Origin of the sequence: Amycolatopsis sp. BJA-103, assembly GCF_002849735.1 — a bacterium.
Lineage (GTDB): Bacteria > Actinomycetota > Actinomycetes > Mycobacteriales > Pseudonocardiaceae > Amycolatopsis.
Genome location: NZ_CP017780.1, coordinates 3,749,384 through 3,775,307 on the forward strand (window position 1 = coordinate 3,749,384; position 25,924 = coordinate 3,775,307).

Here is a 25,924-nt window from a genome sequence, read left to right on the forward strand (position 1 = left end):
TGAGTAAGTTGAACAATCGGCGCGCGAACCCTGCCAGCGACGCATTCATTCCACCTGCTCAGCTCCGAGGACTACTGAAGACGAGAGTAGAGCCTCCAACGGCTCTACTCCTACCCCCAGTCGTGGAACCCCGGCTCAGCGTAACAAGTAGTCACAACACGTTACCTAATCGTGAACCGGCGCTTCGACAAGGGGGTCACGGTCGGCTTCAGCGCGGACCACGGCAACGAGCCTCAACTGAGCTACGCAGATGACCGCCATGTCAGGGCTGCCAGGTTTCGACAACAGAACCAACTCAACTGGCACGTTCTGCTAATCAGGCAGCCATCACAAGCCGTGTGGATAGTGTGCAACTCGCCCCTCGGACACAGTTGCATGGTGGATCTCCCACAGCACAGAGTAATTGGCCCGCTACGGCGGGTCTTTCTTGCGTTCCCGGCCCGCTCAGTTCGTCTAGACTGATCATGGTCGCGCCCTCCCCGCGTGCGGTAGTCCGGGGAGGTGTGTCGTGACCCGACCGATCTCGTCGGTCTCTCTGCCCGGCACAGTCCCCTCTTCCGCGCGGGCCAGGCCGCCGCTCTCGGCCCCGGTTCCGCTGGAACTTCCCTCCCTGCGCACACTGGACACGACCGGTGGTCCGCGGTTGTCGATCGCGGTGCTCGACGCCGGCGGTCGCCTGCAGGACCGGGGCGCGGTCGCGGCACTGGGCTGGAACACCGGTGACCGGCTGCTGATCACGCTCGTCAAAACCACGGTGGTGATCCACCGGCGTGCCGACGGCGTGTTCGTCATGCCCCGCAAGCCCTATGTCTGCCTGCCCGCGACCGTCCGCAGGGCCTGCGGCGTCGACGCGGGAGCCCGGATGCTCCTGGTCGCCGACGCCGAGCACGACGTTCTCGTCGTCCACCCCGGATCCGTCGTGCAGGCGATGCTCCGTACCTTCCATGCCACGCTCGCCACTGAGGAGGCGTCATGACCACCTCCGCCAGCCCGCAGGACCTCGAAACAGCCCGCCTGCTGCTGAACCGGCTCGGCGTCGACCCCGCCGAACTCCTCGCCGCCGGCCCACCGCCCGGGGACGAGGCGTCGCGGCCACGACCCATGCCGACCATCCGGGAATGGATCCCCGTCGTCGCCGCGCTCCTCTCGCCCAGCACCGCCGCCTCCTACGGCTCGTACTGGGCGAAAGCCGACGCGGTGTGGGGCGAGCGGCCCATGGACACGATCACCGCCAGCGAGATCAAAGCCCAATCCGAGATCGCCCGCACCACCGCCGTGGTCCGCCGCAACTCCCGCGGCGGCCGCAACGCCGCCGAGAACTTCATCGCCGCGATCCGCTGCCTCTACAAACACCTGGAGAACGACGGCCGGATCGATCAGCACCGCAACCCCGCCCGCAGGGTCACCAAACCACGGCGCAACGCCTCCACCCGCCGCGCCCTGCCCAACGCGCAACTGTCGGAACTCAACGACGTCGTCGCCAGCACCGGCGACGACCCCGAACTCGACGCACTCCTCTGCCGTCTGCACGAGGAAACCGCCTGCCGCCGCGGCGGGGCGCTCGCGCTGCGCCGCCGTGACCTCGACCGCCGGCAATGCGTCATCCTGCTCCGGGAAAAAGGCGGGACCGAACGCTGGCAACCCGTCTCCCCCACCCTGATGCGCCACCTCCTCGCCCACGGCGACGAGCGTGGCAGCGGCGACCCCGGCGATCAGCTCCTGCGCTACGCCAACGGCAATCCCATCACCAAACGCCGTTACGACTACATCTTCCGCCGCGTTCACGCCGAACTCGAATGGGCCCGGGCCCTGCAGGTCAGCGCCCACTGGCTCCGGCACACCACCCTGACCTGGGTCGAACGCAACTTCGGCATCGGGGTAGCCCGCGCCTACGCCGGACACGCCGACACCGGCAGCGACCTCACCACCACCAGCTACGTCAAAGCCGACATCACCGAAGTCGCCGCCGCACTCACCGGCGAACCACACCCACTCGCCGTCTAGCCCAAGCTCACCCGAGCGGCACCAAGGTGCCGGAGGTGGTGCTGACGGACACGGATCACGCCTGGCAGCACCACCTCCAGCGGCTGTCATTCGCCCCGCGGATCACGGCTACGGAGCAGCGACTGGTGAAAACCCGTGACCATCGCGTGCAGGACGTGCTGGGGATACACCACCAGCAGATCATGCTCGATCAACGACGCCAGCAACACCTGCTCCCCCGTCCTCATCCGGCACCGCGACCGCAAACGCGCGGGCAGCACCACACCCATCTTCGACGGAATGCGCGCGGTCGCGTCCTCACCCGCGCGTGCCACCACCAGAAGACCAGCGGACACCTCGAACCGGATCGACTGGCCAGCACACCAATCCAGCTGGGACAGGGCAGCCTTAGCGGCCACAGTGCCCGTGTCATCGATCCGGACAAGACTGAAACCGACCGAACCACTCTCGACCAACGCACCGAGCTCAGCCAACGGCGGAGGAACAACGTCCCGGCGACCAGAACCTCTGACAGGCATCAGCAACGACGCCACGATCCTGTCACCCACCGGAACAGCCTCAGACACTCGCCCGAGCTGAACCGACGGAAGCCCACCGGCCACGCCGTCGTCCCGCCGAACACCGGAATCACACGAACGAAATGCAGCCATCACACATCCCAGATCCTTCGCCTGGGAGGGCACGACCAACACTACCTAGCCTGCCGAAACCTGACGGTCACCGCAACCAGCGTCCAAACACATTCGAACGCCTCAAAGGAAAGGCTACTCTCGTCATCCGCCACGTTTCGCTTGACAACCACGCCAAACCGGTGTCAACACACCTTCCTCCTCTTTGCTCCCGTCTTGCCAGGCCGTGCTGCTACGGATCATCGATGCGGCAGTGCTCGCGTGCATGCACACGGCGTCGACCATCCGGGCCGCACTCACCCAGCGCGGCTATCCGCTGTCGGTCCATTACGAGTGGTACGGCCGCTCCTTCGGCGGTTCGGACCACCGGTTCATCGAACCACTGAGCCGCCACGAACCCGAGGACTACACCCCAGTCCTGGGCTGGCTCTCTCGCCGAACTGAAGTTGCTGCGCCATGACCTCACCCGCTGACGACCCCAATGTCACGCTGCTCAAAATGTCGCCGTCCACGTCCGGAATAAAGTCCAACGACGACATGCTGCCCCTGCTCACGGCCGAGCCGGACCCCGATCCACTCGCCGGCATCAAGCACACGGGTGACGAAGAGGACGACGCACGCGCCGAGCTCGACGCCCTGCACCGCGGCTTCCGCGAACACACCGCCCGCGAGCTGGAACGGATGCAGCTCGCAACCGAAAGCGAGTACTGGTTCTGCGTCTGCTTCAAAAGCCAGGACGACAAAGACGCCTTCCTCACTGCCGCCGGTCTCGTCGTCATCGGAGACAAGTACCTCGACGGCTACGCCACCGCGGAACTGCTCGGCATCACGATGCCCGAACCCGACCACGCGGAGAGGGGTGAACTGCATGCCTCCACGCAAGCGACAGACCGCCGCAGCCAAGAAGCGCGGTGCCGCCCGCGAGAAGGCCACCGCCGCACCCAAGGCGAAGGGCAAGGGCAAGGCGTCCAGCGCGTCAGCTAGCGGGGCCCTTGACCATTAAGTGTTAGCGACAGGTACGCTCCGACCGGCGATCAGGTTTGTCTACCAGTAACTAGACAAACTCACGCCGAAGGAGTGACGAGCGCGCCCGACCGAAGCCGGACGCGCCCTCTGCCTAGCCCAGCAGCTTCGAAACTTCGTGGGCTAGGGCAGCCAGCGTCGCTAAGAGCTGGATCACCCAGATGAGGACGTGACGCCGGTCGGGCTTCGTTTCCCGGCCGGGGTCACGCTCCGGAGAATCGTCCCCGGAGACGTCGCCGACGTCACCACCTTTCTTACTATCACTCACTCGTGTTCCTTCCTCTTGCGGAGGCCGGTCCCGACCCCCCGGAGATCGGGAATAGCGGAACAAGTGGAGTGATCGAGCGGAAGCGTAGCTTGCCCGGCTTGGGTATAACCACGCCGGGTCTACGTTCCGACCTATGGGCGTCTATGACATCTATCGAATGCTGATTTCAGTTGACACGAAAGGCTTTTCGAGTCCTATCGACTCGTTTTGTCAACTGAAGTCATCATTGCGGCGGAGGCGATCATGGGAAAGCGTGGCCCCGCAACGAAACCTACGTCATTACGCGTCCTGCATGGCGACAGGAAAGACCGAATCAACGACGCCGAGCCAGTGCCTCCAGTGGTGGAGATAGCGCCGCCAGAGTGACTATCGGATAGAGGTCAAGAGATCTGGGATCGGCTCGCGCCGAGCATGATTACCCGCAAGATCCTGACCGCGTGGGACGTCGACGCGTTCGGCGTGCCATGCGAGGCTCTGGCCCGCTATGCCGTGGCGACCGCGCTGGTGAACGGCTCGGCGCTGCTGGTTCCCGGCGGTGGGGGCTTGGTGCCGAATCCGGCGTTGAAGGTGCAGGCCGATTCCGAGCGCACGTTCCTGACGTTCGCTGCGCGGTTCGGGCTGACGTCCTCGGACCGGCAGTCGATCAAGTCCGAGGTGAGCGCCGATGGCGGGACCTCGGGCGACGCGGGCCGCCTCCTCTCCTGAACCCCTTTCCCGTACACGGAAACCCAGTTTTCAAGACCGGCACGTCGAAGTCTCCGCAGCTTACGGTGTGCGGCTGGTCCTTCGACCGACGTGCCTGCCGCCAACGCGGCGACCACCTCTGCCATCAGCGCGCCGATCATGCGCAGGCGTTCGCCGAAGAGATCTGCGTGCACACCAAAGACCGGTGGGCACGGACCTTGTTCATCCTCGCCGGCTGGCAGCGCGACGACATCGTCCGGCCGCTGTTCGGCGAGGTCCGGTGGGATCCGGAGTGGCAGACCTACGTCCGCCGCTACCGGTCCGGCTGGATCGAGCTGGCGCGGAAGAACGGTATGTCCAAGCTGCTGGCGTTCGTCGCGCTGTACATGCTCGTCGGGGACGGGGTCGAGTCCGCCGAGGTCTACGGCGCCGCCCGTGAGAAGGACCTGGCGCGGCTGGTGTTCAACGTCACCGCCCGCATGGTCGCCCTGTCGCCGGTGCTGTCGAAGCGGCTGCGGGTGGTCGAGCACGCCTCCCGGATCGTGGACGAAAAGACCAACTCGGTCTACCAGGTTGTCGCGGCCGACGCGCTGGGCAACCTCGGCACGAACCCGTCCTGCGTGATCTTCGACGAGGTCCTGACCCAGCCCAACGGTGACCTGTGGGCCGCGCTGCGCACCGGCATGGGCACCCGTGTACAGCCGCTGCTGCTCGCGGCCACGACGGCGGGCAACGACCCCACCTCGTTCGCGAAGTCCGAGCACGACGAGTGCGTGAAGATCGCCGAAGACCCGCCCCGCGCCCCGCACCGGTTCGTCTACCTGCGCAACCTGCCCGCCGACGCGGACCCCTGGGACGAAGCGAACTGGTACTACGCCAACCCGGCCTTGGGGGACTTCCTCTCGCTGGCCGCGCTGCGGGAAGAAGCGCTCGAAGCGCGCAACGATCCGGCACGGGAGAACAGCTTCCGGCAGTACCGGCTGAATCAGTGGGTGGCGCAGTCCACGCGGTGGATACCCATGCACCTCTACACCGCGTGCACCGGAACCGAGTTCCCCGAACCCGCACGCCTGCGGGAGCTGGTTACTCGCCGGCCAGCGTGGGGCGGCCTGGACCTCGCGTCCAAGCTGGACCTGACGGCCTGGTGCCTGATCGTGCCAGACGGCATCGACGGCCACGTCTCGGCGCTCTGGCGGTTCTGGCTGCCCGAATCCGGAGTGGACTTCCTCGGCGAGCACACCGACCACCGCGTCTCCCAATGGGTCGACCAGGGCTGGATCACCACCACCCCCGGCGAGGTCATCGACTACGAGGTCATCGAGGCCGACATCGCCGCAGACTGCGCCGCGCTGCGGGTCGCCGACATCAACTACGACGAGTGGAGCGGCGAACCCGTCCGCCAACGCCTGGAACGCGTCACGCGAGTGCCCATGTACCCGGTCCCGCAGACGTTCCGCGGAATGACCCACGGCATGACCGAACTCATGACCCTGAACCCGCTCACGCTCATGGTCACACCACGGGCGTCCCGTGGCGTCGTTCTGCTTCGACTCGGTGGAGGTACGCCATCCACCCGGAGAACCAGACCTCATCCGACCCGACAAGCCCCTACGCGGGAAAACCGGCAAACGCATCGACGCGGTACCCACCGCCGCCATGGCGGTACCCGGCTGGCGGCTGCGCGGCCAAAAGCTAAGAAGTCGTCTCGGATGGTGGTGCTGGGTTGAAAATAGGAGGCGTGTCAGGGTCATTGACTCCTAGACTTATTCGCATCGCGTCAAGCAGGCGCCATCGGCGTTTTGCCAGAGCGGTCAACAACTCATTGACTACCTCTAGCGTTGCACGGGGAACGTAGTCCTTTTCACACAGAAGGTTGATCGCGTCACTGACAAGCTCGGAGCACTCATTTTGAATGTGATGCTCGGCGATCACCCGCAGAACCTTTATTGCAGTACCGCATGCTTCTAAGCTTTCGTCCAGCTGACGCCTTAAGTTTCTTTCAAATTCGGCATCTAGATCCCTTCTGCCCAATAGCTTGATTAACGTCAGCTGTGCTTTCTCAAAGTGTGCAAGGAAGTCGCTGTAGGAACCTAGCTTTCTATCGCGCCAGTCGAGGCGAAGTTCGTGTTGCCGCTGCTCCGTGAGATGCTCGCGCTCTCGTTGCCAACGCAGCTCCTCGCGGTCGCGCTCGCGTTCCCATCGTGCGTCGTCTCGCTTTGCTGCGGTTCTGGCTGCCGCCCGGTGACCCCACCAGGCTCCAAACACGGTTCCAACCGGCACGGCTAGTACCAGTAAGACACCTAACCACGTGGGCACCTGCAATCCTTGCATGGATGACAGTTTAGACGCCCGTAACTACATGTTGGGAAGCGGTGACCGCCGATGCCGCTCAATGCTGACATTCTGCCGTCGGAGCAATGGATTACACGAATTACACGCCAGCACGACGCCCAAATTCCTGAGCTGGAGACCCTTGATTCGTACTACGAGGGTGAGCAGTCGCTGTCGTACATGCATCCGGAGCTGCTGCGCCGCCTGGACACCCGCGTGCGACAGGTCGTGATCAACTGGCCTGAGCTGGTCGTGGATTCCCTGGATGAGCGTCTGGACGTGACCGGGTTCCGGCTCGGTGGCGAGCAGTCCGCTGATCGGGAGTTGTGGAACATCTGGGCAGGGAATGAGTTGGGCCTGCACTCCGAGCAGGCGCACATCGACGCGCTGGTGCTGGGCCGGTCCTTCGCGATCGTCGGCACCGACGAGGCCCGGCCGTCGATGCCGCTGGTGACGGTCGAGTCCCCGTTCGACGTCCATGTGGACATTGACCCGCGTACCCGTGAGGTTCGGGCCGCGTTGAAGCGGCAGTTCTCCGAGGACGGCGACGGCGACCAGTCCGAGGCCTACGCCACGCCGTACCTGCCGAACGAAACCATCTGGTACTCCTCCGACAACGGCGGCGGCGTCTGGGAAGAGACCGACCGCGACGAGCACGGCATGGGCGTCGTGCCCGTCGTGCCCCTGGTGAACCGGCCCCGCACACGGGGGGGCGCCGCAGCGCGCCCCCGCGGCTTGGACGCTCGGAGCTGGCGAGTGTCCTCCCACTGTCGGACACGGCCTGCAAGATCGCCACCGACATGATGGTGTCCGCGGAGTTCCACGCGATGCCCCGCCGGTATGCGCTCGGTTTCGACAAGGACGATTTCTTTGACAGCAAGGGAAACCCGCTCACTCCGTGGGAGGCTGTCGCCGGCGTTCTCTGGGCGTCTTCAAAGTCCCCGAAGGACGATGGGGTGGCGGTTGGGCAGTTCCCCGAAGCAGACCTCTCGAACTTCCACAACACGCTCAATACCCTTGCCCGCCTCGTCGCCAGCCTGTCTGGTCTCCCGCCGCACTTCCTCGGCTACAGCACCGAGAACCCCGCCAGCGCGGACGAGATCCGGTCGTCAGAGTCCCGCCACATCAGCCGAACGACGGCAGCGCTCCTTCGGCAGCGGCTGGAACCGTGTAGCGCAGCGCATCCTGCACGTGCGCGACGGCAAAGTGCCCGACGAAGCATTGCGGGTGGAAACCCATGGGCCGATCCCGCCACCCCGACCTTCGCCGCACAGGCCGACGGCGTCGTGAAGCTGTACTCGGCGGACAAGCTGCTGCCGCGCCGCTCCGGCCGCCGGTCACTCGGCTACTCCGACGCGCAGATCCGCGACATGGAGACCGAGGACCAGGAGTCATACAACCGGAGCACTGGCGGCAACGTCGCCGTCGAGGACGGTCCCAAGCTTGAGAGTGATCCGGCCGAGTTGCCCGATCACCAGGAGCAGGCCCAGCCCGAGCAGCCGCAGGAGCAGCCGAGTGTGCTTGCCGGGTCGCGGCTGCGTCCGACGCTCGCCGTGCGGTTCCGCGAACCGGCGACCACGTGACGGCCACGACGGTTACACAACGTCCGTGGAAGTGGCCGTCAGCGCCCCTGTGCGTCATGCAAGTACGCAGAGTAATCAAAAGTCGCCACAAACGAGATCATTTGCATGCTAAGCAAATGCGAGAAAGCTTTTTTAAAAGGCTGAAGACGGCAGCGAGTGGTCCTTGGCGGTTTACTGATTTGCTGCTTTGACGCTTAAGCGTCAAAGCTGAGTGTTTTTTTTGATTAGAACCAGGGGGTGCAAGAAGCCAGGTCCCTGCTCCGCCTGCTGTCGTCGCTGACACCAGGCAGATCGCCTGCCACCAAGTGATTTGGCCGTCGAAACCAGCCAAGACTTGCGCGCAGATTGAGCTCGCCATAAGCGCCACCGCAACCTGTGCGTGTCTCGGCCTGGCGTTCACGCCCCGAGTGTCTCACATAGCGCCTTTAATGGCATTCGCACGACCGCACGAGGACAGGACAGTGACTGATTCCCGCATTCCCGCCGACGGCGCCCCGCCCGCGCAGACCCCGCCGGATCCAGCGCCGCCCGCCACCGGCGCGGCCCCACCCGAGACCGGCCAGACCGGCACACAGACCGAGACCGGACCGGCCGCTGAAGTGGACTACAAGGCCCTGTTCGAGCAGGCACAGACCAAGCTGAGCAAGGCCGAGAGGACCGCCAAGGACCACAAGAGCAAGGCGGCGAAGCTCGACGCGATCGAGGCCGAGCAGCAGACCGACGCGGAGAAGGCCGCCCAGCGCGCCGAGGTGGCCGAGAAACAGGTGGCCGTGTTGCGGCGGCGGGCGGTGGACGCGGAGATCCGGGCAGCCGCGTCCGGGTGGGCGGATCCGACCGACGCGCCCCGTTACCTCGACGACCGCGACCGCTACGTCAGCGCCGACGGCGAGATCGACACCGCGACCATTACGGCCGACCTCGCCGCGGTTCTCTTCGCCCGACCGCATCTCGCGCGGATCGGTGAACCGGCCGGCCCTCGCCGGCCAGCGCCCGAACCGTCACAGGGCGCGCGGCAGTCCGGCCCGGCGGGCTATGACTCGCAGATCGCCGACGCGGAGAAGCGCGGCGACTGGGCGACTGCGATCACGCTGAAGAACCAGCGCCTTGCCGAACAGGCCGCGCAGAAGCGCTAACCGCGCTTGTTTCCGGCCGCATGGGCGGCACACCACCCGTACACCTTCAGGAGACCGTTATGCCTGGTGTGGCCGCGATCGCCAACACCTACAACGCACCGAACTTCGTGGGCGAACTGTTCGCCCTGACCCCGACCGACACCCCGTTCCTGTCGCGATCGGTGGCCTGCCCGGCGGGCGGCAAGCGCGCCAATGCCGTCGTGCAAACCTGGCAGGTCTATGACCTGCGCCCCGGACGCCAACCGGCAGCGGGCCGAAGGCGCGGACGCGCCCAGCCCGGACACGCGTGTCCGGGGAACGGACCGCAACGTCCTGGAGATTCACCAGGAACCATCGGCGTCACCTACACCCGCCAGGCCACCCAGCAGATGTTCGCCCCGACCGGTTCGGCCAACCCCGAACGCCGCGTCGATCGGCGGAACCAACCCGGTCGTAAACGAAATAGACTGGCAGACCCGCCAGGAACTGATCCAGATCGGACGCGACGTCGAAGCCGGGTTCATCACCGGCACCTTCCAGGAACCCACCGACAACTCCTATTCCACGACTCCGACCTCGCACTTCCCGTACAGCTGGACGTCGAGGTTTGCGATGACGGCTCCCCCACAGCTGCAGTGTCCGAACGGCGCGGCTGTACTGGAGGCGTCGGCAAGTAACGATGCCGTGGGAGCCAGGGACTGACGGGATATGACCGACTCGCAGATTCCGCACGTTCTGGGCGACCTCAGCACAGCGGAGGACTCGATAATCCACTGTGCTCGTCGAGGAACCTGGTTTCACCCAGACCCCTCGATCGGCGTCGAGCAACTCGAAACGACCGATTTCCCTCATCTGCGGGTGCGGGCGAGGCTACTTCGGGAGCTGCTGATGGGCCGCCACGGCGAACTCGATCCTCGCGGCGTGCTTGTCGAGGGCATGCGAGTGGTCGGGCGACTGGACTTGAACGATGTCACCGCGATCACGCGACTCTCGTTGGTCGCGTGCGCACTGCCGGACGGCATCACCTGCGTTAACGCACGCCTACGCGGGCTCCTTCTCCGCGCAAGCCAGATCAGGAACCTCAATGCCCAAGGCCTGCGCTGCGACGGCGACCTGCTTTTGCACCTCGCTATGATCACAGGGACCAGTGATAGTGGCGCGCTTCGACTGCACAGCGCCCACGTCGATGGCATGCTCAACCTCGAACGAAGCACCATTACCAGCAACGTCGGCCCCGCCCTGAACGCCGAGAAGCTCCGTACTGGCAGCAACCTCTTCCTGTTGAATGCCAACATCACCGGGGCTGGCGAGTCGGGTGCGCTGCGCCTACACAGCGCGCATATCGATGGTTTGCTTGAGCTTGACGGGAGCACCGTTACCAATAGCTCCGGCCCCGCTTTGCACGGCGAAAACCTACGTGCTGACAACGGCCTCTTCCTACGTGACGTCGTTGTCGCCGGCGCCGGTGACGCCGGTGCACTACGCCTGCACAGCGCCCAGGTCGGCTCCTTCGACGGCACGCGTGCCGTCGTCGCCAACAACACTGGGGCCGGTTTGACTGCCGACATGATAAGCGTTGACGGCTCCCTGATTCTGCGTGACGCGACCATCACCGGTGCAGGCGAGTTAGGGGCATTGAGACTGGCTGCCGCTCATATCGGCAGCCAGGCGGTACTACTAGGTGTCCAGCTCACCAATAAATCCGGGCCAGTGCTGCTGCTCAATGAAGCACGAGTGGATGGGACTCTGTACCTGTCGGCTGCGGCAGTGTGCCCGCAGGCCAGGTCGGAGATTAGGAAGGAGCCCTGCCCAGACAACGTGCGCGAAGTGGACGTACAGGGGCTAGTATTCCCTCGGCTCGGCGGCTCGTGGCGAGAGTGGCTGCACCTTCTCGTGCACCACACCGTCGACTACCGCCCCCAGCCTTACCAGCAACTCGCCACGGTCGAACGAACGGCTGGGCACGACAACAACGCTCGCCACATTCTCATCACCCAGCAAGACGACCTACGCCACCGCTCGCCGGACGCGCTCGGCAAGCCGATAGCACGGTGGCGGCATTGGCTATGGGGATGGCTAGGTCGTTACGGTTACCGTGCCCACCGCCTCGTCATCGCGCTGGCGGCCACCCTGATTCTCACCGGCGCCATCGGCTACACCGCGGGCCACATCACCACCCGCCCCCACCACTACGCCGCGGAGCGTGTCCAATCACCCACCATCCCAAGCACCCAGCCGGGAACGGCCTGCTCCACCGCCGAACTTATCGGCCTTGGCATCGACCGCGGCCTGCCACTCGGAGCCACCGGCCTCCGCGCCCGCTGCGACCTCGACACCGCCACCGGATGGGGCCAAACCTTCACCTATCTGCTCTGGACACTGCAAGCACTCCTCTGGGCTCTAGCCACCCTCACCATCGCTGCCTACACCGGACTCGTGCGCAAGCCCACCTGAACTTCGCCAGCTCGCCTGCGCCCAACCCACCCCGGTGGACGAGCGGCATGATGCCCCAAGCAATCCAGCCGCAACCACGGCGACGGCCCACCTCGCGCCGGGCCAGAATGGAAGCACGCCGCGGCGATACAGCCGCCACTCCCGATGTTTACGCATTCATCCAGGTCGGCAGCGATGAACAAGAACTGGTCACCAATACCGAGCATGCCATAGGCCCGAAACCCCAGGGCCGAGTTCCCTGCGCGCGGCAAGGTCCCGGCCGCCGTGATCGAGAGGCCCGCCTGTGCCCATAATCCGGTGAACGCCGACCCCGGATACACCGCCGGTGACCACCGAGGTCGGCGAACTGTCTGCTGCAGAGACCTTCTCTGGGCCAGGAACAGGACGCGACACGTGTGGAGTCGTGACGGCTATCCGGTTGCCGTGAGCTGGTCACCGATATCCCGTGCGGTGACGCAGGCCGAGTGTCGGTAGAGGTCGAAGTCGTGATGGCCGTCCCTCGGGGCGGTGTGGTCGGTGAGTGCTTGCGCGCCGAGGGCGCGGATGGTGTTCAGCGCGGCGTCGAGCGGCAGTGCACCGGCGGGGGTACTGGTGAGGGCTGTGACGGTCGATGCGGTAAGTGCGATGGTGGCCCAGTCGACGGTGGTGAACGCCTGGAGCGGAATGTGGTCGTCGAGAACGTCGGTCAGCGCGAGGCGGATGCCGGTATAGCTGGCCGGAAGTTCGCGGAGTCGCCGGATGACGGCTGGCTGCCCGGTGAGGGCGTGTGCGGGGACGGCGAACTGCAGCTGGCCGGGTTGGATGCCGGTCTCTGCGGCGATGGTGGTGAGACTGTCCAGAAGGGGTTCGTCGTGAACGGTGCAGCCGGGAAGGCCGAGCAGAATCGCGGGTGTCGCGCTGCATGTGGTGGACCAGGTGGCGGTGTCGTGCGCGACACGGGTGAGAACGTGCGGCAGTGCGGTGGAGAGCAGGCCGGTGTGGTCTGCCAGGTCGGCGATGTCGCACAGGTCGCGTCGGGTTCCGCCGGGACTTCGCCAATAGGGCCAGGGGCGGACGGCGGCGAGCCGGCCGGTGACGGTGTGGATGGGCTGGTAGTCCACGTGCAGGGCGCCGCTGTCGAGGGCAGTGGCCAGGTCGGCGAGGAGTTCGAGCCGGTGGTGGTCGTCGTGACCGGGCTGGTGCGCGGGCGGGTCGGCGTGGATCCAGGGAGCGCGGGCGTCGTCGGTGTCATGCAGGGCGCGGCGGGTGCGGCGCAGCAGCTCGTCGAGGGTGTCTGCGGGGTGGGCTTCGGCGATCCCGATCCGGGGGCGGAGCCGGATCTGGTGCGCGTCGATCCGGACGGGATCGCGTAGCCAGTCGGAGAGCTGTTTGACCAGATGGATCACGGTGGTCCAATCCGTGAGGTCGTAAAGCAACACGAGGACGTCGTCGCCGTGGCGGCCGACCAACTGCCGGTGCCGGGCGGGGTCGTGCACACCGCGGATCCGGGAATGCAGTTGCGCCAAGAGCCGGGCCCGCAGGTCCTGTGGCAAGACGTGGTCGAGGTGCGCCCACCCGGCGAGACGGATGGTCAGCAACATGGCCGGATCAGGGGTGTCGGTGAGGATCCGGCGGGTCTGTTGCGCGAAGGCGACTTCGGTGAGCAGCCCGGTGGCGGGCTCGATGTCGACACCGTGTTCCAGCGCCCGCAGGAACGTCACATTGCCGAGCACGACGGTGACACCGCCCTGCTCGTCGAGAGCAGGACCAATCGTCGCCGTGGCCCACCGCGGTGGCTGATGAGCATCGGCGCGGATCCGGAATTCCGTGGTCACCTGCGGGTGGTCGGGCAGGTCGTGGTCGCCGGGTGGGAGGGTGGCCAGGGCGCGGTGGATCTCGTCGGCGTCTTCGCGGTAGAAGGCCAGGTCCGCTAGCCGAAGTCCGCGCAGCTGGGTGAGTGTGCGGCCGAGCAGGGTCTGGGCCGTGGTGTTGGCCTCGATGATCCCGCCCTGCTCGTTGCAGTGCAGGATCGCGGTAACCGCGCTGGTGACGGCGGCACGAAAGCGGCGCGCCCGGGTTCCGGCGCCGGTGACGGCCAGGCCCAGGTTGAGGACCGCGGAGGTGAGTGCGGTCTGGTCGTCGCGGACCCGTTCCTGCAGCCCTTCGGCGAACCCGCTGCAGAACTCCCCCACCACCCTGGCTTTCGTCGCGCGGCGGGCACGTGGGGTGAACTCGGCCGCCAGATCCGACAGCAGTGACACGCACAGCCCCAGTGCCTCGGCGGTCAGCCGATGACCGTAGGCCAGCTCGTAGCCGACTTCGGCGGGGCTGGGCATTTCCTTCGGCGACGACAGCGGTTCGCCGCCGTCGGGGATCGGTGCGCCGAGCGCTCCCAGCAGCGCCGCGGTCCAGCCACCGAACACCTGCTCGGCGTCCTTACGTTGCAACGCAAGGTAGGCGCTCGCCGCGAGCGTGCGATACCAGCGGCGCCCGAACGCGATCGTGTCCTCGACCGTCAGGTCCAGGCCCGGGTACAGCGGGTTGCCCGCCTCCGCCACTGCGGCCGCGATCGTCGCCGCGACGGCAGGGTCGGTGATCTCTGGATCCGCGGTGACGTCCCACCCCGCCGTGATCGACGCCTCCAGCGGATCAGGCGCCATGGGCGCCTCCTCGCCGCCGACCTGCGACGGCGAAGCGGGCTGGCTGTGCGGGTCGTGGTGGTGTTCGTCGCCGGGCAGGGGCGCCGCTGTGGTCATCGATCCGTCCCTTCACGTCGGGTTCCGTTACCGGATTCAGGTGAATAGATCTCGCGAGCCAGATCCTTTTTCGCGCGGGAGATGTAGGACCGGACGGTGCCGCAGCCGACGCCCAGCTACTCGGCGATGTCCTCGATCCGCCATCCCTTGTCCAGGAACGTCAACGTCAGCCCGAGGTGACGCGGCAAAGTGCCCAGCGCGTGCACGAACAGCATCCTCTGCCCCGGCCGCCACGGAGTCCACGACCCCACCGGCGCCGACTGCCCAGCCGCGAGTTCCGCTTCATCGATCTCGGCATGGCCGAAGTTCTTGTCCCGCAAGGCATCCACGGCCTTGTTCCGCGCCACACGGTACAGCCAGGCGAGCTTCTCCCCGCGGATCGTGTGCCAGTTCACGTACAACGCGAGCAGCGCCTCGCCAGCGACGTTGTCGTGATCCACCAGCGGTGCGGATCTGCGGACGAACTGTGTGAGCCCGGCGCGTTTCTCGCTGACGATCATCGAGCACTCCAGGTAGTCCTGCTCTGTCCACGGGGTCCGTGCCGGCGGGTGAGCCGAGTCGGTCACTCGGCACCCTGTGCCCACGGCGAGGCCAGCACGACGGTCAGCACGGCACCCGGAGCGCTCAGCCCCACGCCCGCCATCCGCACAACACCGCGTTCCACCGTGAATCCACGCAGAATGCGGATCGCCGCTCGGGTCTGGATCTTCGCGACCCACCACGCCAGCAGCATCGCCGCGGCACACTGGCCCGCACGGGCGAGCCCAGGCCTGGCATGGCGCCAGCCCATCGCGGCGAACACCACTAAGATCAGCGGCGTCCAGTTCGGGGACATGTTGGGGGTATTCCTTCCTTCGGGACAGTGAGCCGACAGGCCGCCCGGGGGGAAGCGCGCCGTCACCTCCTACTCGGCAGAAGCGGCGATTTTGAAGTCATGTCGCCCGAAAGGGCTCACACAACCACGAACGGATGAACACACCCCGGAAAACAGGTCGGAATACCGTCGTGCCCTCACTCGGTTCAGTGACAGCGTCCGGCCAACTCCGCGACCCGGGGCAGATCACCGGGTAACCGCCTGCCTGGAGGATGCAACCAGCAACTTTCGGTTGCTAGCCTGACTATTCGACGAAAGGAGGACCTGTGCCGGACGAGACCACTCCCCGGCACGAGCGTTCCGTCGATCCCGAGAAACCCAGCGTCGCCCGCGCCCACGACTACTTCCTCGGCGGCTCCTTCAACACCCCGGTCGACCGGGCCTTCGCCGAACACGTACTCGAGATCCTCCCCGCGTCGAAGACGATGGCACTGGACAACCGCAACTTCCTCCGCCGCGCCGTCACCTATCTCGTCGAGAACGGTGTCCGCCAGTTCATCGACATCGGGTCCGGCATACCCACCGTCGGCAACGCCCACCACATCGCCCGCGCGCTCTCCCCCGGCGTCACCGTGGTCTACGTCGACAACGACCCGGTCGCCGTCGCACAAAGCAAGCTGCTACTCCGCGACGACCCCGCCACCGTGGCCATCGACGCCGACCTGCGCTACCCCGCCGACATACTCGACAACGCCACCGTCCGCGGCCACCTCGACTTCGACCAGCCGATCGGGCTGCTGATGATCGCGGTCCTGCACTTCATCCCCGACCACGACGACCCCGCCACCATCCTCGCCGCTTACCGCGACGCACTCCCGCCCGCCAGCTATATCGCCCTTTCCCACCTCACTGACGAAACCGCCCCACCCGACCTCCACGGCCAGGTCCGCCGCTGCATCGACACCTACCAGAGCAGCGCCAGCCCGCTGGTCACCCGAACCCGCAACACCCTCGCCGACTGGCTGACCGGGGCTCCACCTCGTCACGCCAGGCATCACCGTCGCCAACCGCTGGCTCCCCGACGCCGAACCCGCGGATGGCCCGGACCACGAGCTCGTCCTCGGTGCAGTCGCCCGCCTACCCTGACGCGTAGCGGCGAACAGCCACTGCAGAGCCGCCTCAGTCAGCGCAGACCGCATCGGGGTCGATCGCCAGCCACCGCCTCAGCACCGCACCACGATCAAGATGTGGCCACGTTCGGTAACGCAAGATCGGGTCTACGAGACATACCGGCATTGACCATCATCTTGCTGGAGGATTCGTGATCATCCGCCGTACCATGGCCGCCGTTTCCCTCGCGCTGGCCGCACTGTCGTTGACCGCGTGCGGCGGCAGCTCACCATCGGCGATCGGCTCCGCCACGGCTGAAGCCGGGAGCAGCACACCGAAAACCGCCGACGACGTCACGAAAACGCTCGGCCAAAAGATCGCCACAGCGAAACTGATCAAGACTTACACCGCGGAGAACGACCCGAACCACCTGCTCGGCCGTCCGAACGGCTACACCTCGAAAACCGCGTTCAGCGACTCGCGAGTCAAGCCATCCGACGTCGAATACCTCGGCGCGGACGCTGTGGAACGCGGCGGCTCGGTGGAAGTGTTCGGTGACGAGGCCGGCGCGAAAGCGCGGATGGACTTCATCCAGTCCGTGGCCAAGAACATGCCGATGGTCGGCGAGTACGACTACGTGAAGGGCACGATACTGGTTCGGGTATCACGCTTCCTGACGCCAGACCAGGCGAAGGAGTATGAGGCCGCGCTGAACACCTGATGACACAAAGAAAGGCGCTCCGGCGGCCTGACGCCTACCGCACCGGCCTGATGGACGCATCCACCTGACCGCCGCGGCGGGAACGAGCGGAGTCCGCAGACGTAGAGGCTGTTCGGGTGCGCCACTTCCCAGTAGCGGACGTGCAGTTGCTGTCGTGATTCCGATAGCTGGTCGGCAATCCCTCGTCGACCAGCGTGGGATCGTTGAAGAAGACGAGCCTCACATGCCCGGACTCGGCCGCCCGGATAGCCTTGACCAGTTCCCGGGTCGCCAACCGATCATAGGTGGACGAACGACCCTCCTGCCGTCGCGCAGAGCAAGCGGCTGCTCCGCGTCGATCCCGCCACCGTCGTCATCGACGCCGACCTACACAATTCCACCAGCATCCTCCGCCACCCAATCGTCCGCGTCCGTTGAACATTCGCTCATGCCGATGAGCGGGCATTGGCGATTCGAGCGGACAACTTTCGGTCGTCGGATGCTTGGGGCCGAAGACCGCTCGCGGCGGGCTCAATGCGCCGGTCTGCGTTTCGGCCTCCTCGCAGGCAGTCGCGTGATCTGTGTCTCCGGATGGAGAGCCCGGTATGCGTCCCGGACGCCGGTCTGATCGCTAAGATCAGATGATCACTTTGGGGGTGATCGCGTGTTCGAGCGCTATCTGGCCGACTACCGCTACTTCGCGTTGTTCGAAGACCAACGCGGCATGTCCGATATCGGTAACGCCAAGGGCCTCTACCGCAGCATCGGCTCTCACGACGAGCAGAAGTACGTCGGGCACGGTGTGTGGACGCGAAGCGATGGCCTGTCGAAAACCGGCGACCGGAACTCCTACGAGGACTACCGCGAGGTGAGCGCCGCAGAGCTGGAGAGGCTCAGGCAAGTGGCCGACGACCGCGGGCCCGCGAAGCACGAGCGGCGGGACGGGTTCGAAGGCGGCGGCTTCGCGGTGTTCCGGCACGAGGCCGACATGGTCGACCTGCGCTCCGCCTACGCCGTGGTCGACGAGCTACTGCCGGAACACCGATATGCGTTGTCGCTGGCCTCCTTCGAACGGGACAGCCTTGCGGGCATCGTCGCTCTGCTGGCGGCACGGCGGCGAGCCGGACAGGTGGACGGTCACCACTACTTCGCGGAGTTCGAGAAGCTGGACGACGTCGCGGACATCGGCCGCGCGCACGCGCTGATCCGCTGCCCCTCGAGCGGCGACGGCGAATGGGAGACCTGCCTGCACGAGGGTGCGTGGGTGCAGGGGAAGGAGCCGCGCGACAGGGTCGTGCTGCCGGTCGGCCGCGACGATCTGGAACGGGCCATCCGCGGACGGGAGACCGCCGAGGTCAGGTACTTCGACGTGTGGCATGGCCTCGCCACCAAGGGCGGGTACTACGTCCACGATCTGGTTCGCCGCACCGGATCGGTCGACGAGTCCCCCGACGGCCTCGGCTGGCGGCACACCGACGTTCTCGGGCGGCTGGAGCCCGGCTGGTGGGTGGTGGAGTTCAGCGAGCGGCACTTCCGCACCGCACGCTACGTCGCTGCGATGACGGGGAGATCGCGCGCGTTCCGCGGCCGGGCCCACGACTACCAAGCAGTCTTCCGCAGAGGGGACGATGTCTACGATCTCGGCAACGTCCTCTTCCTGGCCAAGCGCCTGCCGAACCCGTATGAACTCGAATACGAGCTGTGGACACCGGACGGCTGGCAGCCGACCAGCAACCTGCTGCTCGAGTACACCACGCTCCCGATCTCCGAAGAGGAGTTCCAGCGACTGGCAGCGTCCCACCCAGGCGAGCCGAGGGCCGACGACCTCGGAAGCTGAGGCAGTCGTGGTGCGAGCGCTAACTCCCTTGAACGCGCCACATCGTGGAGCCAAGGGAATTCCCTGTGAGGCGACCACGCCGCAACGCACTCTCATAGCCGCGAGGCGCGCGTTCCGAGCGAGGCGCGCACGTGCCAAGGTCAGTTCAGGCATGACAGGAAACGAGGCGCACAACGTAATTGGGAGGCAGGACGGGTCGGGCTGCGCGACACTTCCTGGGTGATCACGATGCAGCCCGTCTTGGAGGTCCACGCGACAGATGGCTTTGCCCTCTGGCCTGTCGGCGAGGTCGAACCGTTCGGCTATCTGGCGCTCAGCGGCGAACTCACGCCCCTTGAGGTCGGGACAGCGGTGATGCGCATCGCAGGCTGCAACGACATCGACCCTGAGCACGACGGCCGCCCGCCCCCGCCCCGCCGACCCGCTGGGGTCGTTCCTGCACGGCCGGCGAACCGGTGGATGTCGCCGACGTCGGCCAGCAGCCGCGCGGCGCCGGACGGCCCAATTCCGCGCAGGTCCAGCAACGCGGAGCCGCGGGCGATCACCAACTCACGAAGATCCTTGTCCGCGGCCTTGGACTTCTTGTCTATCGCCTCGATCTCGGCGATCAACTCCACGACAAGACGGCGGCGGGTCTTGCCCACGATGTCGCGCGGTTTGATCCTCGCCAAGAGCGCACGGGCCTGTGCCGCGGACAGGAACTTCTTCGCACCGCCGGGAAACAGCTCCAGCAGTAGCGGTCCTGCCGACCAGTGTTAAGTAGCCGCATAGCGCGCGTTCGGCCTCCTCAACGGCGCGGCAGTTGACATGGCTGATGGGCACCGCGTTCGTGCTCGGCGGTGAGGCGTTTCCTTTCTCCGACGGGGATGCGTGGGCTGTCGGGGAAGGTTTAGGTGGTGTTCGCGCAGCCAGCCCAGGCATCCCGGTGCGCGGCTGGAGGTGGCCTGCGGGCAGCGCGCGGCGTCACACCTCCCAGCCAGCGGTCGGTCGGCGGTCGGCGTGCCAGCCGGTTTCAGGCAGAGTGCCTTGGATGGTCGAGACCGGATGCCCTCTGCGTGGCTGGGATCCTAAGTGGACTTTTCGCCTCGATAAGGTATCCACTGGTAGCCAGGTTCAAAGGTCTTGAAACCCTTCGCCCCAGGCAGTGTCTCGTAGACGTCGTCGGACACCACGAGCCCAGGGAGATCGCCTGCAGCCAGTTCATCCGCGTAGTCGGAACGCAACTCGTCGAGGTCGAACCAGGTGTCGGCGCGCTCCCAGCCAACCGCCGCGATCCGGTAACCTGTGAACTTCCCAAGCAAGGCATACAGGCTTCGGCCAACCGCGCTCAATTCATCGATATCGAGATTGAGGCGCTCAGTGCGATCGGCGAGTTCGACCGGCAACCCGTAGCCAACTCCTTGCGGCACCGCCGCTACTCGCGGCCCTGCACCATCCGGGCGATGCAGATCTACTCGACGTGCGCCGACGAGCAGAGGCGAGCTGTCGCGAATGAGCTGTCGTGCGGACTCGGCCTCGGTCTGGTTGCTGCCGAAGTCGACCTCCAGCGAGAAGTAGATCGCCACGGACGAACTCTAGACGCCCAGGCGGAGACGACAGGCATGAATATCTTCCGACCTACACGCGGACGGTCGCGTCCGTCGCCTTCGCAGGCGAGGGTCGCAGCCTGCGCCCCAGGATGATGTGGCATTACTCGTGAATCCAGTCTCGGTCAATGCCGGTGGTCAGGTGTCGGCCGGGCATACGAACCGGATGCGATGGTCGCCGGCGAGCTGCGCGATGATGCCGGCGTAATGCCCGACTTGCCCGGCGATACCGGCAGTGCTCACGCATGTGCTGAGGCAGAGCTCGGTGAGCTTGTCCGGGAACAGGGCAGCTCCAATGACTAGTAGGCGCCGGTCGCATTTCGCTACGCTCAGGCGGGGAGTAACCGAGTGCCTACCAGGGGTGGGGTCGTGGATCTGGTCGCGAAAGTGGAAGGCCCGGAAGCGGGCGACGAGCTGCGGTCGCTGCACGAGTGGCTGGGGGAAAATGAGGAGTTGCGCGGCCGGGTCAGGCTCAGCGAACGGCCACCGGAGCCAGGGACCCTGGGGCCAGTGCTGGACGCGCTGGTAGTGGCGCTAGGCCCGGCCGGGGCGGCGACCGCGATCGCCGCCACAGTGCTCGGCTGGTTGCGGACACGGCGTAGCGAAGTCCGGGTCAAGCTGACGCTGCCCGGCCGGCGAACGATGGAGATCATCGCGAAGAACGTTGCCGATCTTGACGCGGCGGCACTGCAGCAGCAACTGGGGCAGGTCGTCGCGATGCTGGAGCCGGACAAGCAACCGCCCAGCGACCAGTGACCGGTCTATCCGGCGAGGGCGCAAGGGTCGTACTGATCGCCACCGCCACCCATCAAGGTCCCACCCTGTCCTCGGTCCCGTCTGTGGCCCGTACCTTCACCGCGCTTCGGAGCGTGCTCCAGGAACGGTGTGGGGTGGATGCCAGCCGTGTCCGCGCGGTCCTCGATCCGCCGGACGCGCAGACCATGGCGCTGGCCATCACCGAGGAGGCGCAGCGGGCGGAGTCCGCGCTGCTGGTCTGGTTCGTCGGGCACGGTCTGCTCGGGCCGGGCAACGAGCTGTACCTGGCCGCCAGCGGCACCGACCGCCTGGTGCCCGGCCTGGCCGAGCACCAGGCACTGTCCTTCGCCACCCTGCGCCAAGCACTAGGCGCCAGCCGGGCAGCATCGGTAGTGGTTGTGCTCGACTGCTGCTTTTCCGGGCGGGCGGCGCTGGGCAATGGGCCCGCGGTGCCCGCCTTCACCATGGCGCCCGCGCACGGGATGTACCTCATCGGGTCCGCCGAGCAACTCGCGCTCGCCCCGCCCGAGGCCGCGCACACCGCGTTCACCGGGGCGTTCATCGAACTCCTCACTCGGGGAGATCCGCGCGGACCGCACCAGCTGACCCTGGACGCGGTCTACGACGCGGTGTTTCGGGCCATGCGGGACCAGCACCGGCCGTTGCCCCGGCGGCAGGCGGGTGACCGTTCGGGGAATCTTGTACTCGCGCCCAACCCCGCGGTCTCCTCCCCGTCGCGGCCGGCACCGGAGCCGCAACACCCCGGTCGCTGTCCCTATCCGGGCCTGGACGCCTTCAGCGCCGAGGACGCCGAGGTCTTCCACGGCCGGGAACGGATGACCGGTGAACTGCTCGCCGCGGTAGCGGGCGAATCGGGTCCGGTGGTGCTGGTCGGTGCGTCCGGCTCAGGCAAGACCTCCCTGCTCAACGCTGGTCTGCTGGCCAAACTGCACCGGGACAGGCTACCTGGCTCGCCAGGCTTGTCCATCCTGCGACTCACCCCTGGCACGAGTCCGCTGAGCCGGCTGACCAGCCTGCTCGGCGAGACCGACCCGAAAGAACGACTGGTGGTGATCGATCAGTTCGAGGAGTTGTTCACGCTCTGCGCGGACCCAACCGAACGGGCCGAGTTCCTGCGCGTCGTCGGCGAGTTGCGGGGAGCAGTGGTGCTCGCGTTGCGCGCGGACTTCTACGGCCAGGCGGCCGCGCACCCGGAACTGCTCGCGGCGCTGCGCGACAAGCAGATCCTGGTCGAGCCAATGACGTCCGGTGAGCTGCGCGCCGCGATCGAACGGCCCGCCGCTGCGGCCGGGCTGGCCCTGGATGACGGGCTCGCCGACGTGATCCTGCACGAACTCGGCGCGGCCGCCGACGGGCACGGCGCGCTGCCGCTGCTGTCGCACGCGTTGTGGGCCACCTGGCGTCAGCGCAGCGGGGCGCGGCTCACCGTGGCCGGGTACCGGGCCTCCGGCGGAATCGCGCAGGCGATCGCGACCACCGCCGAGCAGGTGTACACCGAACTGGACGAGCTGGGCCAGGAAGCCGCGCGGCGGGTTCTGCCCAGGCTGGTGCGAGTGGGCGAGGATTCAGCGGACACGGCCAGACCAGTGGACCGCACCACGTTGTTGCACGGCCTGCCTGATCCGGAGGCCGCCCAGCAGTTGATTGAGAAGCTCACCGAGGCCCGGCTGCTCACCGTGGACCGGGATACCGTCCGGCTCAGCCACGAGGTGCTGCTCCGCGCCTGGCCACGGTTCAGGGAATGGGTGGACGCCGACCGCGACTGGCTGCGTACCCACCAACAACTGGCCGAAGACGCGACCAGCTGGGACCGGGCCGATCGCGATCCGTCCTTGCTGTACCGGGGAGCTCGCCTGGCCGCGCTCCGCGAGCGAGCAGCCCAGGCCCCGACCAGCGCCACCGACCTGGAACCAGTGCTCGCCCAGTTCATGGCCGAGTCATGGCAGTACGAACGGCGTGGTGTCCGTCGCAAAAGGGTGGTCACGGCCTTCCTCGCGGTGCTGTCGTTGCTGGCCCTCTCCGGCCTGACCGGCGCCATCGTCTTCCAACAGCGGGCTGCCCAGGCCCAAGATCGTGACCTGGCCCGGTATCTGGCCCTGGAAGCGGACGCGCAACGGGCGAAGCAACCCGGCCTGGCCAAACAACTGAGCCTGATCTCCTACCGGATCAACCCGGATGCCGGGCGCAGCGCGCTGTTCAACAGCAGGCGGACTCCCGGCGTGATCAGCCAGGGCGCCCCTGTCGCCGACGTCCTCCACAGCATCGACGGCCGCGTCACCGCGCTCTCCACCGGCGACGCGATCCTGCTGCGCGGCCAGGACAAGCCCAACCTCGGCCGGGTGGTCACCCGGCGCACCGGCCCGATCGCCCTCAACCACAACGGCTCCCGGCTCGCCGTGGCCGAGCCGGGAGCGGTTCAGCTGTGGGACCTCACCGATCCCGCCCAGCCGCGGCAACTCGCCAAGGCGACGGTGGACGGCACCATTTCGTCGATCGTGCTCGGCGGAGATCGCGGCATCCTGTACGCGGGGCTGACCTCCGGCGCCATCGCCGCCTGGGATCTGGGCGATGCAACGGCCCCGAAGCCGCTGCCACCTCTGCGCGCGCACGGTGCCATGGTCGACTCGCTGGCCGCGTCCCCGCAGCGGAATCTGCTTGCCAGCGCGAGCGTCGACGGGCGGGTCCAGCTCTGGTCCCTGGATGCCCAGGCCGAGCCACTCACTACCTTTACCGAACGCAAACTCGAGAAAACGGATCTTGAAGAGGGACTCCCGCTGCACCGGGTCGCTTTCGATCAGTCCGGGCAAATGCTGGCCACTCCAGGCGACCGGGCGCGTGGCATGCGCCTGTGGCGGCTGGACAACCCGCGCGCGCCCCAGCAGATCCCCAACGACGGTAGAGGCATTCCATCCGGCCCCTGTTCCAGTACCAACCCCCTGACCTCGGTCGCGTTCAGTCCGGCGAACAAGCACCTCGTCGTCAGCTGCCGCGGAGGATGGGACGTCCTGAAATACACCTCCGATCCAGCACCTGGGGTGTTCTCGCGGGGCGCATCGATGGACGTCGATCCGTATGTCAAGTCTGGGCGGGTGGTGTTCAGTCCTGGTGATGGCGGGAACCTGCTCCAGGCCACCGCCAACGGTCTCTACGTCTGGGAATTGTCCAATCCCGACCAGCCAGGAGCATTGGGGTCCATGCCGTGGGCAGGACACATCGCTGCCGACTTGGTGTTCCGCTCCGACGGCAGGCGCTGGCTGGTGGTGGTACAGGAGTGGGGCTCGAACATGTTGTGGGACGTCACCGACGTGACGCATCCCAAGCTCCTGGTGACAGTTCCGGGTCGCCAGCCGCGCCGCTCCGCGGATGTGGGCCTCAGTCCCGACGGCGCGATTCTTGCCTCGGGAGTGGTAACCGGCGACCAGAAACCGGTTGTCCGCCTCCACGACACCAAGGCGCCGGGCGCGCCCGTGCTTGGCACGATCGACGATCTCCAAGCTAGTGCGGACGCGCTGGAGTTCCACCCCACCAAGCCAATCCTCGCGGTGGCCGACAACCCCACCGTCCGGGTGTACGACATCGCCGATCCGCGACATCCACGCATGCTCGGCCAGTTGCCGGTCGAAACCGAGGACATGGCGTTTTCCCCTGACGGGACAATGCTGTTCGCGAAGGTTTCGCTCGGCGGGACGACTTCGGAAGCCGCCAGGGAGATTCGTGGCTGGGACTTCGCCGATCCCGGGCGCCCGGTCGAGCGGTGGCGACTCCCGCTGCCCGCAGACGCGGGGTATGTCCACTTCGACCTGAGCCCTAACGGAAAGCTGCTCGCAGTCACCTTCCGCGGAACCCTGCGCCTATGGCGAGTCGAACACGGCCGCCCCGCCGGCGACGCGGTTGTTGTGCCCGATATCGGGGCATCCGTAGGGGCGCCGAAGTTCAGCCCGGACGGGACCCGCCTCGCGTTGACCGTCCGGCACCACGATGGTGCGGACCCCGACTTGCGCCCCGAGGTGTGGACCGTGGCCGACCCGGCTTCAGCACAGCTCCAGTTCTACCTGCCGGGCAAGAGCACCGCACTGGTGGAGTCGGTCGCGTTCAGCCCTGACGGCCGGATCCTCGCAGTCAGCCGTTCCAGCACCGGCGTGGACTTCTGGAGCAGCGATCCCGAGCACATCCTCGGCCCGCTCTGCTCCTCGGCAGGCGACCCGATCACGCCGCAGCAATGGGAGCACTTCCTGCCCGACCGGCCCTACCAACCCCCATGCCAATGATCATTCACC

The 25,924-nt window shown here is 66.6% G+C and carries 23 protein-coding genes and 1 pseudogene; 16 read left to right on the top strand and 8 right to left on the bottom strand.

Annotated elements, in window-relative coordinates; all coding sequences use genetic code 11:
- Positions 1 to 508 precede the first annotated feature (508 nt).
- Together BKN51_RS16250 and BKN51_RS16255 are read left to right on the top strand one after the other, a co-directional pair.
- Positions 509 to 976, top strand: coding sequence for a hypothetical protein (locus BKN51_RS16250; RefSeq protein ID WP_233223134.1), 468 nt, complete (start codon positions 509 to 511; stop codon positions 974 to 976).
- Positions 973 to 2,004, top strand: coding sequence for a tyrosine-type recombinase/integrase (locus BKN51_RS16255; RefSeq protein ID WP_101608464.1), 1,032 nt, complete (start codon positions 973 to 975; stop codon positions 2,002 to 2,004). The genes BKN51_RS16250 and BKN51_RS16255 overlap by 4 nt, the downstream gene beginning before the upstream one ends.
- 86 nt (positions 2,005 to 2,090) lie before the next feature.
- Here the strand turns inward: BKN51_RS16255 and BKN51_RS16260 are convergent, their stop codons facing one another.
- The gene (locus BKN51_RS16260) at positions 2,091 to 2,552 is read right to left on the bottom strand and encodes a hypothetical protein (protein WP_146044322.1); all 462 of its coding nucleotides are present in this window, start codon (positions 2,550 to 2,552) and stop codon (positions 2,091 to 2,093) included.
- Between the two features lie 537 nt (positions 2,553 to 3,089).
- On the opposite strand from BKN51_RS16260, the gene BKN51_RS16265 reads away from it, so the two are divergent.
- Positions 3,090 to 3,617, top strand: coding sequence for a hypothetical protein (locus BKN51_RS16265; RefSeq protein ID WP_233223133.1), 528 nt, complete (start codon positions 3,090 to 3,092; stop codon positions 3,615 to 3,617).
- Positions 3,618 to 3,750: 133 nt separating this feature from the next.
- Here the strand turns inward: BKN51_RS16265 and BKN51_RS43105 are convergent, their stop codons facing one another.
- Positions 3,751 to 3,924 (bottom strand): hypothetical protein, encoded by a 174-nt coding sequence (locus BKN51_RS43105; protein WP_158255759.1) that lies wholly within the window; start codon positions 3,922 to 3,924, stop codon positions 3,751 to 3,753.
- Positions 3,925 to 4,311: 387 nt separating this feature from the next.
- On the opposite strand from BKN51_RS43105, the gene BKN51_RS16270 reads away from it, so the two are divergent.
- Together BKN51_RS16270 and BKN51_RS16275 are read left to right on the top strand one after the other, a co-directional pair.
- Positions 4,312 to 4,629 carry a P27 family phage terminase small subunit gene (locus BKN51_RS16270; protein WP_101608466.1) on the top strand — a complete coding sequence of 106 codons (318 nt, stop codon included), beginning with the start codon at positions 4,312 to 4,314 and terminating at the stop codon, positions 4,627 to 4,629.
- A 167-nt stretch (positions 4,630 to 4,796) separates the two neighbouring features.
- Positions 4,797 to 6,335: a terminase large subunit gene (locus BKN51_RS16275; protein WP_233223131.1), complete on the top strand. Its 1,539-nt coding sequence runs from the start codon at positions 4,797 to 4,799 to the stop codon at positions 6,333 to 6,335.
- Here the strand turns inward: BKN51_RS16275 and BKN51_RS43110 are convergent.
- The gene (locus BKN51_RS43110; RefSeq protein WP_146044321.1) at positions 6,301 to 6,939 is read right to left on the bottom strand and encodes a hypothetical protein; all 639 of its coding nucleotides are present in this window, start codon (positions 6,937 to 6,939) and stop codon (positions 6,301 to 6,303) included. The genes BKN51_RS16275 and BKN51_RS43110 overlap by 35 nt on opposite strands.
- 51 nt (positions 6,940 to 6,990) lie before the next feature.
- Between BKN51_RS43110 and BKN51_RS44605 the strand changes: the two genes are divergently transcribed.
- From BKN51_RS44605 to BKN51_RS16295, 6 genes and pseudogenes are all read left to right on the top strand, one after another.
- Positions 6,991 to 7,743, top strand: a complete 753-nt coding sequence (locus tag BKN51_RS44605) for a phage portal protein (RefSeq protein WP_101608467.1) — start codon at positions 6,991 to 6,993, stop codon at positions 7,741 to 7,743.
- On the top strand, positions 7,740 to 8,522 hold the full coding sequence (locus BKN51_RS44610; RefSeq protein ID WP_101608468.1) for a hypothetical protein: 783 nt from the start codon (positions 7,740 to 7,742) through the stop codon (positions 8,520 to 8,522). The genes BKN51_RS44605 and BKN51_RS44610 overlap by 4 nt, the downstream gene beginning before the upstream one ends.
- Before the next feature lie 461 nt (positions 8,523 to 8,983).
- The gene (locus BKN51_RS16290) at positions 8,984 to 9,655 is read left to right on the top strand and encodes a hypothetical protein (RefSeq protein ID WP_101608469.1); all 672 of its coding nucleotides are present in this window, start codon (positions 8,984 to 8,986) and stop codon (positions 9,653 to 9,655) included.
- A gap of 59 nt (positions 9,656 to 9,714) precedes the next feature.
- Positions 9,715 to 9,783 (top strand): annotated as a pseudogene (locus BKN51_RS44960) (hypothetical protein); the annotation flags it as partial.
- A gap of 91 nt (positions 9,784 to 9,874) precedes the next feature.
- Positions 9,875 to 10,336, top strand: coding sequence for an SU10 major capsid protein (locus tag BKN51_RS44965; RefSeq protein ID WP_442857703.1), 462 nt, complete (start codon positions 9,875 to 9,877; stop codon positions 10,334 to 10,336).
- 6 nt (positions 10,337 to 10,342) lie between these two features.
- Positions 10,343 to 12,088 (top strand): hypothetical protein, encoded by a 1,746-nt coding sequence (locus BKN51_RS16295; protein WP_174720424.1) that lies wholly within the window; start codon positions 10,343 to 10,345, stop codon positions 12,086 to 12,088.
- Positions 12,089 to 12,498: 410 nt separating this feature from the next.
- On the opposite strand, the gene BKN51_RS16300 is transcribed toward BKN51_RS16295, so the two are convergent.
- From BKN51_RS16300 to BKN51_RS16310, 3 genes are all read right to left on the bottom strand, one after another.
- On the bottom strand, positions 12,499 to 14,823 hold the full coding sequence (locus BKN51_RS16300; protein WP_101608470.1) for an EAL domain-containing protein: 2,325 nt from the start codon (positions 14,821 to 14,823) through the stop codon (positions 12,499 to 12,501).
- A gap of 116 nt (positions 14,824 to 14,939) precedes the next feature.
- Positions 14,940 to 15,389, bottom strand: a complete 450-nt coding sequence (locus BKN51_RS16305) for an RNA polymerase sigma factor (RefSeq protein ID WP_102906598.1) — start codon at positions 15,387 to 15,389, stop codon at positions 14,940 to 14,942.
- Positions 15,386 to 15,658 carry a hypothetical protein gene (locus BKN51_RS16310; RefSeq protein WP_101608472.1) on the bottom strand — a complete coding sequence of 91 codons (273 nt, stop codon included), beginning with the start codon at positions 15,656 to 15,658 and terminating at the stop codon, positions 15,386 to 15,388. The genes BKN51_RS16305 and BKN51_RS16310 overlap by 4 nt, the downstream gene beginning before the upstream one ends.
- Positions 15,659 to 15,963: 305 nt before the next feature.
- On the opposite strand from BKN51_RS16310, the gene BKN51_RS16315 reads away from it, so the two are divergent.
- The 3 genes from BKN51_RS16315 to BKN51_RS16330 all read left to right on the top strand — a co-directional run bounded on the left by BKN51_RS16315 (position 15,964) and on the right by BKN51_RS16330 (position 19,284).
- The gene (locus BKN51_RS16315; RefSeq protein WP_101608473.1) at positions 15,964 to 16,962 is read left to right on the top strand and encodes an SAM-dependent methyltransferase; all 999 of its coding nucleotides are present in this window, start codon (positions 15,964 to 15,966) and stop codon (positions 16,960 to 16,962) included.
- Positions 16,959 to 17,468: a hypothetical protein gene (locus BKN51_RS16320; RefSeq protein ID WP_101608474.1), complete on the top strand. Its 510-nt coding sequence runs from the start codon at positions 16,959 to 16,961 to the stop codon at positions 17,466 to 17,468. Before BKN51_RS16315 ends, BKN51_RS16320 begins: the two co-directional genes overlap by 4 nt.
- A gap of 643 nt (positions 17,469 to 18,111) precedes the next feature.
- On the top strand, positions 18,112 to 19,284 hold the full coding sequence (locus BKN51_RS16330) for a hypothetical protein (RefSeq protein WP_101608475.1): 1,173 nt from the start codon (positions 18,112 to 18,114) through the stop codon (positions 19,282 to 19,284).
- Between the two features lie 302 nt (positions 19,285 to 19,586).
- On the opposite strand, the gene BKN51_RS44005 is transcribed toward BKN51_RS16330, so the two are convergent.
- Together BKN51_RS44005 and BKN51_RS43115 are read right to left on the bottom strand one after the other, a co-directional pair.
- Entirely contained in the window at positions 19,587 to 19,955 is a 369-nt protein-coding gene (locus tag BKN51_RS44005; protein ID WP_199192974.1) for a hypothetical protein, read from the bottom strand.
- Positions 19,956 to 20,351: 396 nt separating this feature from the next.
- Complete coding sequence (locus BKN51_RS43115; protein WP_146044319.1) at positions 20,352 to 20,849, bottom strand: hypothetical protein; 498 nt, start codon at positions 20,847 to 20,849, stop codon at positions 20,352 to 20,354.
- Positions 20,850 to 21,218: 369 nt separating this feature from the next.
- Between BKN51_RS43115 and BKN51_RS16350 the strand changes: the two genes are divergently transcribed.
- Complete coding sequence (locus BKN51_RS16350; protein WP_146044318.1) at positions 21,219 to 21,626, top strand: effector-associated constant component EACC1; 408 nt, start codon at positions 21,219 to 21,221, stop codon at positions 21,624 to 21,626.
- Positions 21,623 to 25,915: a caspase, EACC1-associated type gene (locus tag BKN51_RS16355; protein ID WP_101608478.1), complete on the top strand. Its 4,293-nt coding sequence runs from the start codon at positions 21,623 to 21,625 to the stop codon at positions 25,913 to 25,915. The genes BKN51_RS16350 and BKN51_RS16355 overlap by 4 nt, the downstream gene beginning before the upstream one ends.
- Positions 25,916 to 25,924 lie beyond the last annotated feature (9 nt).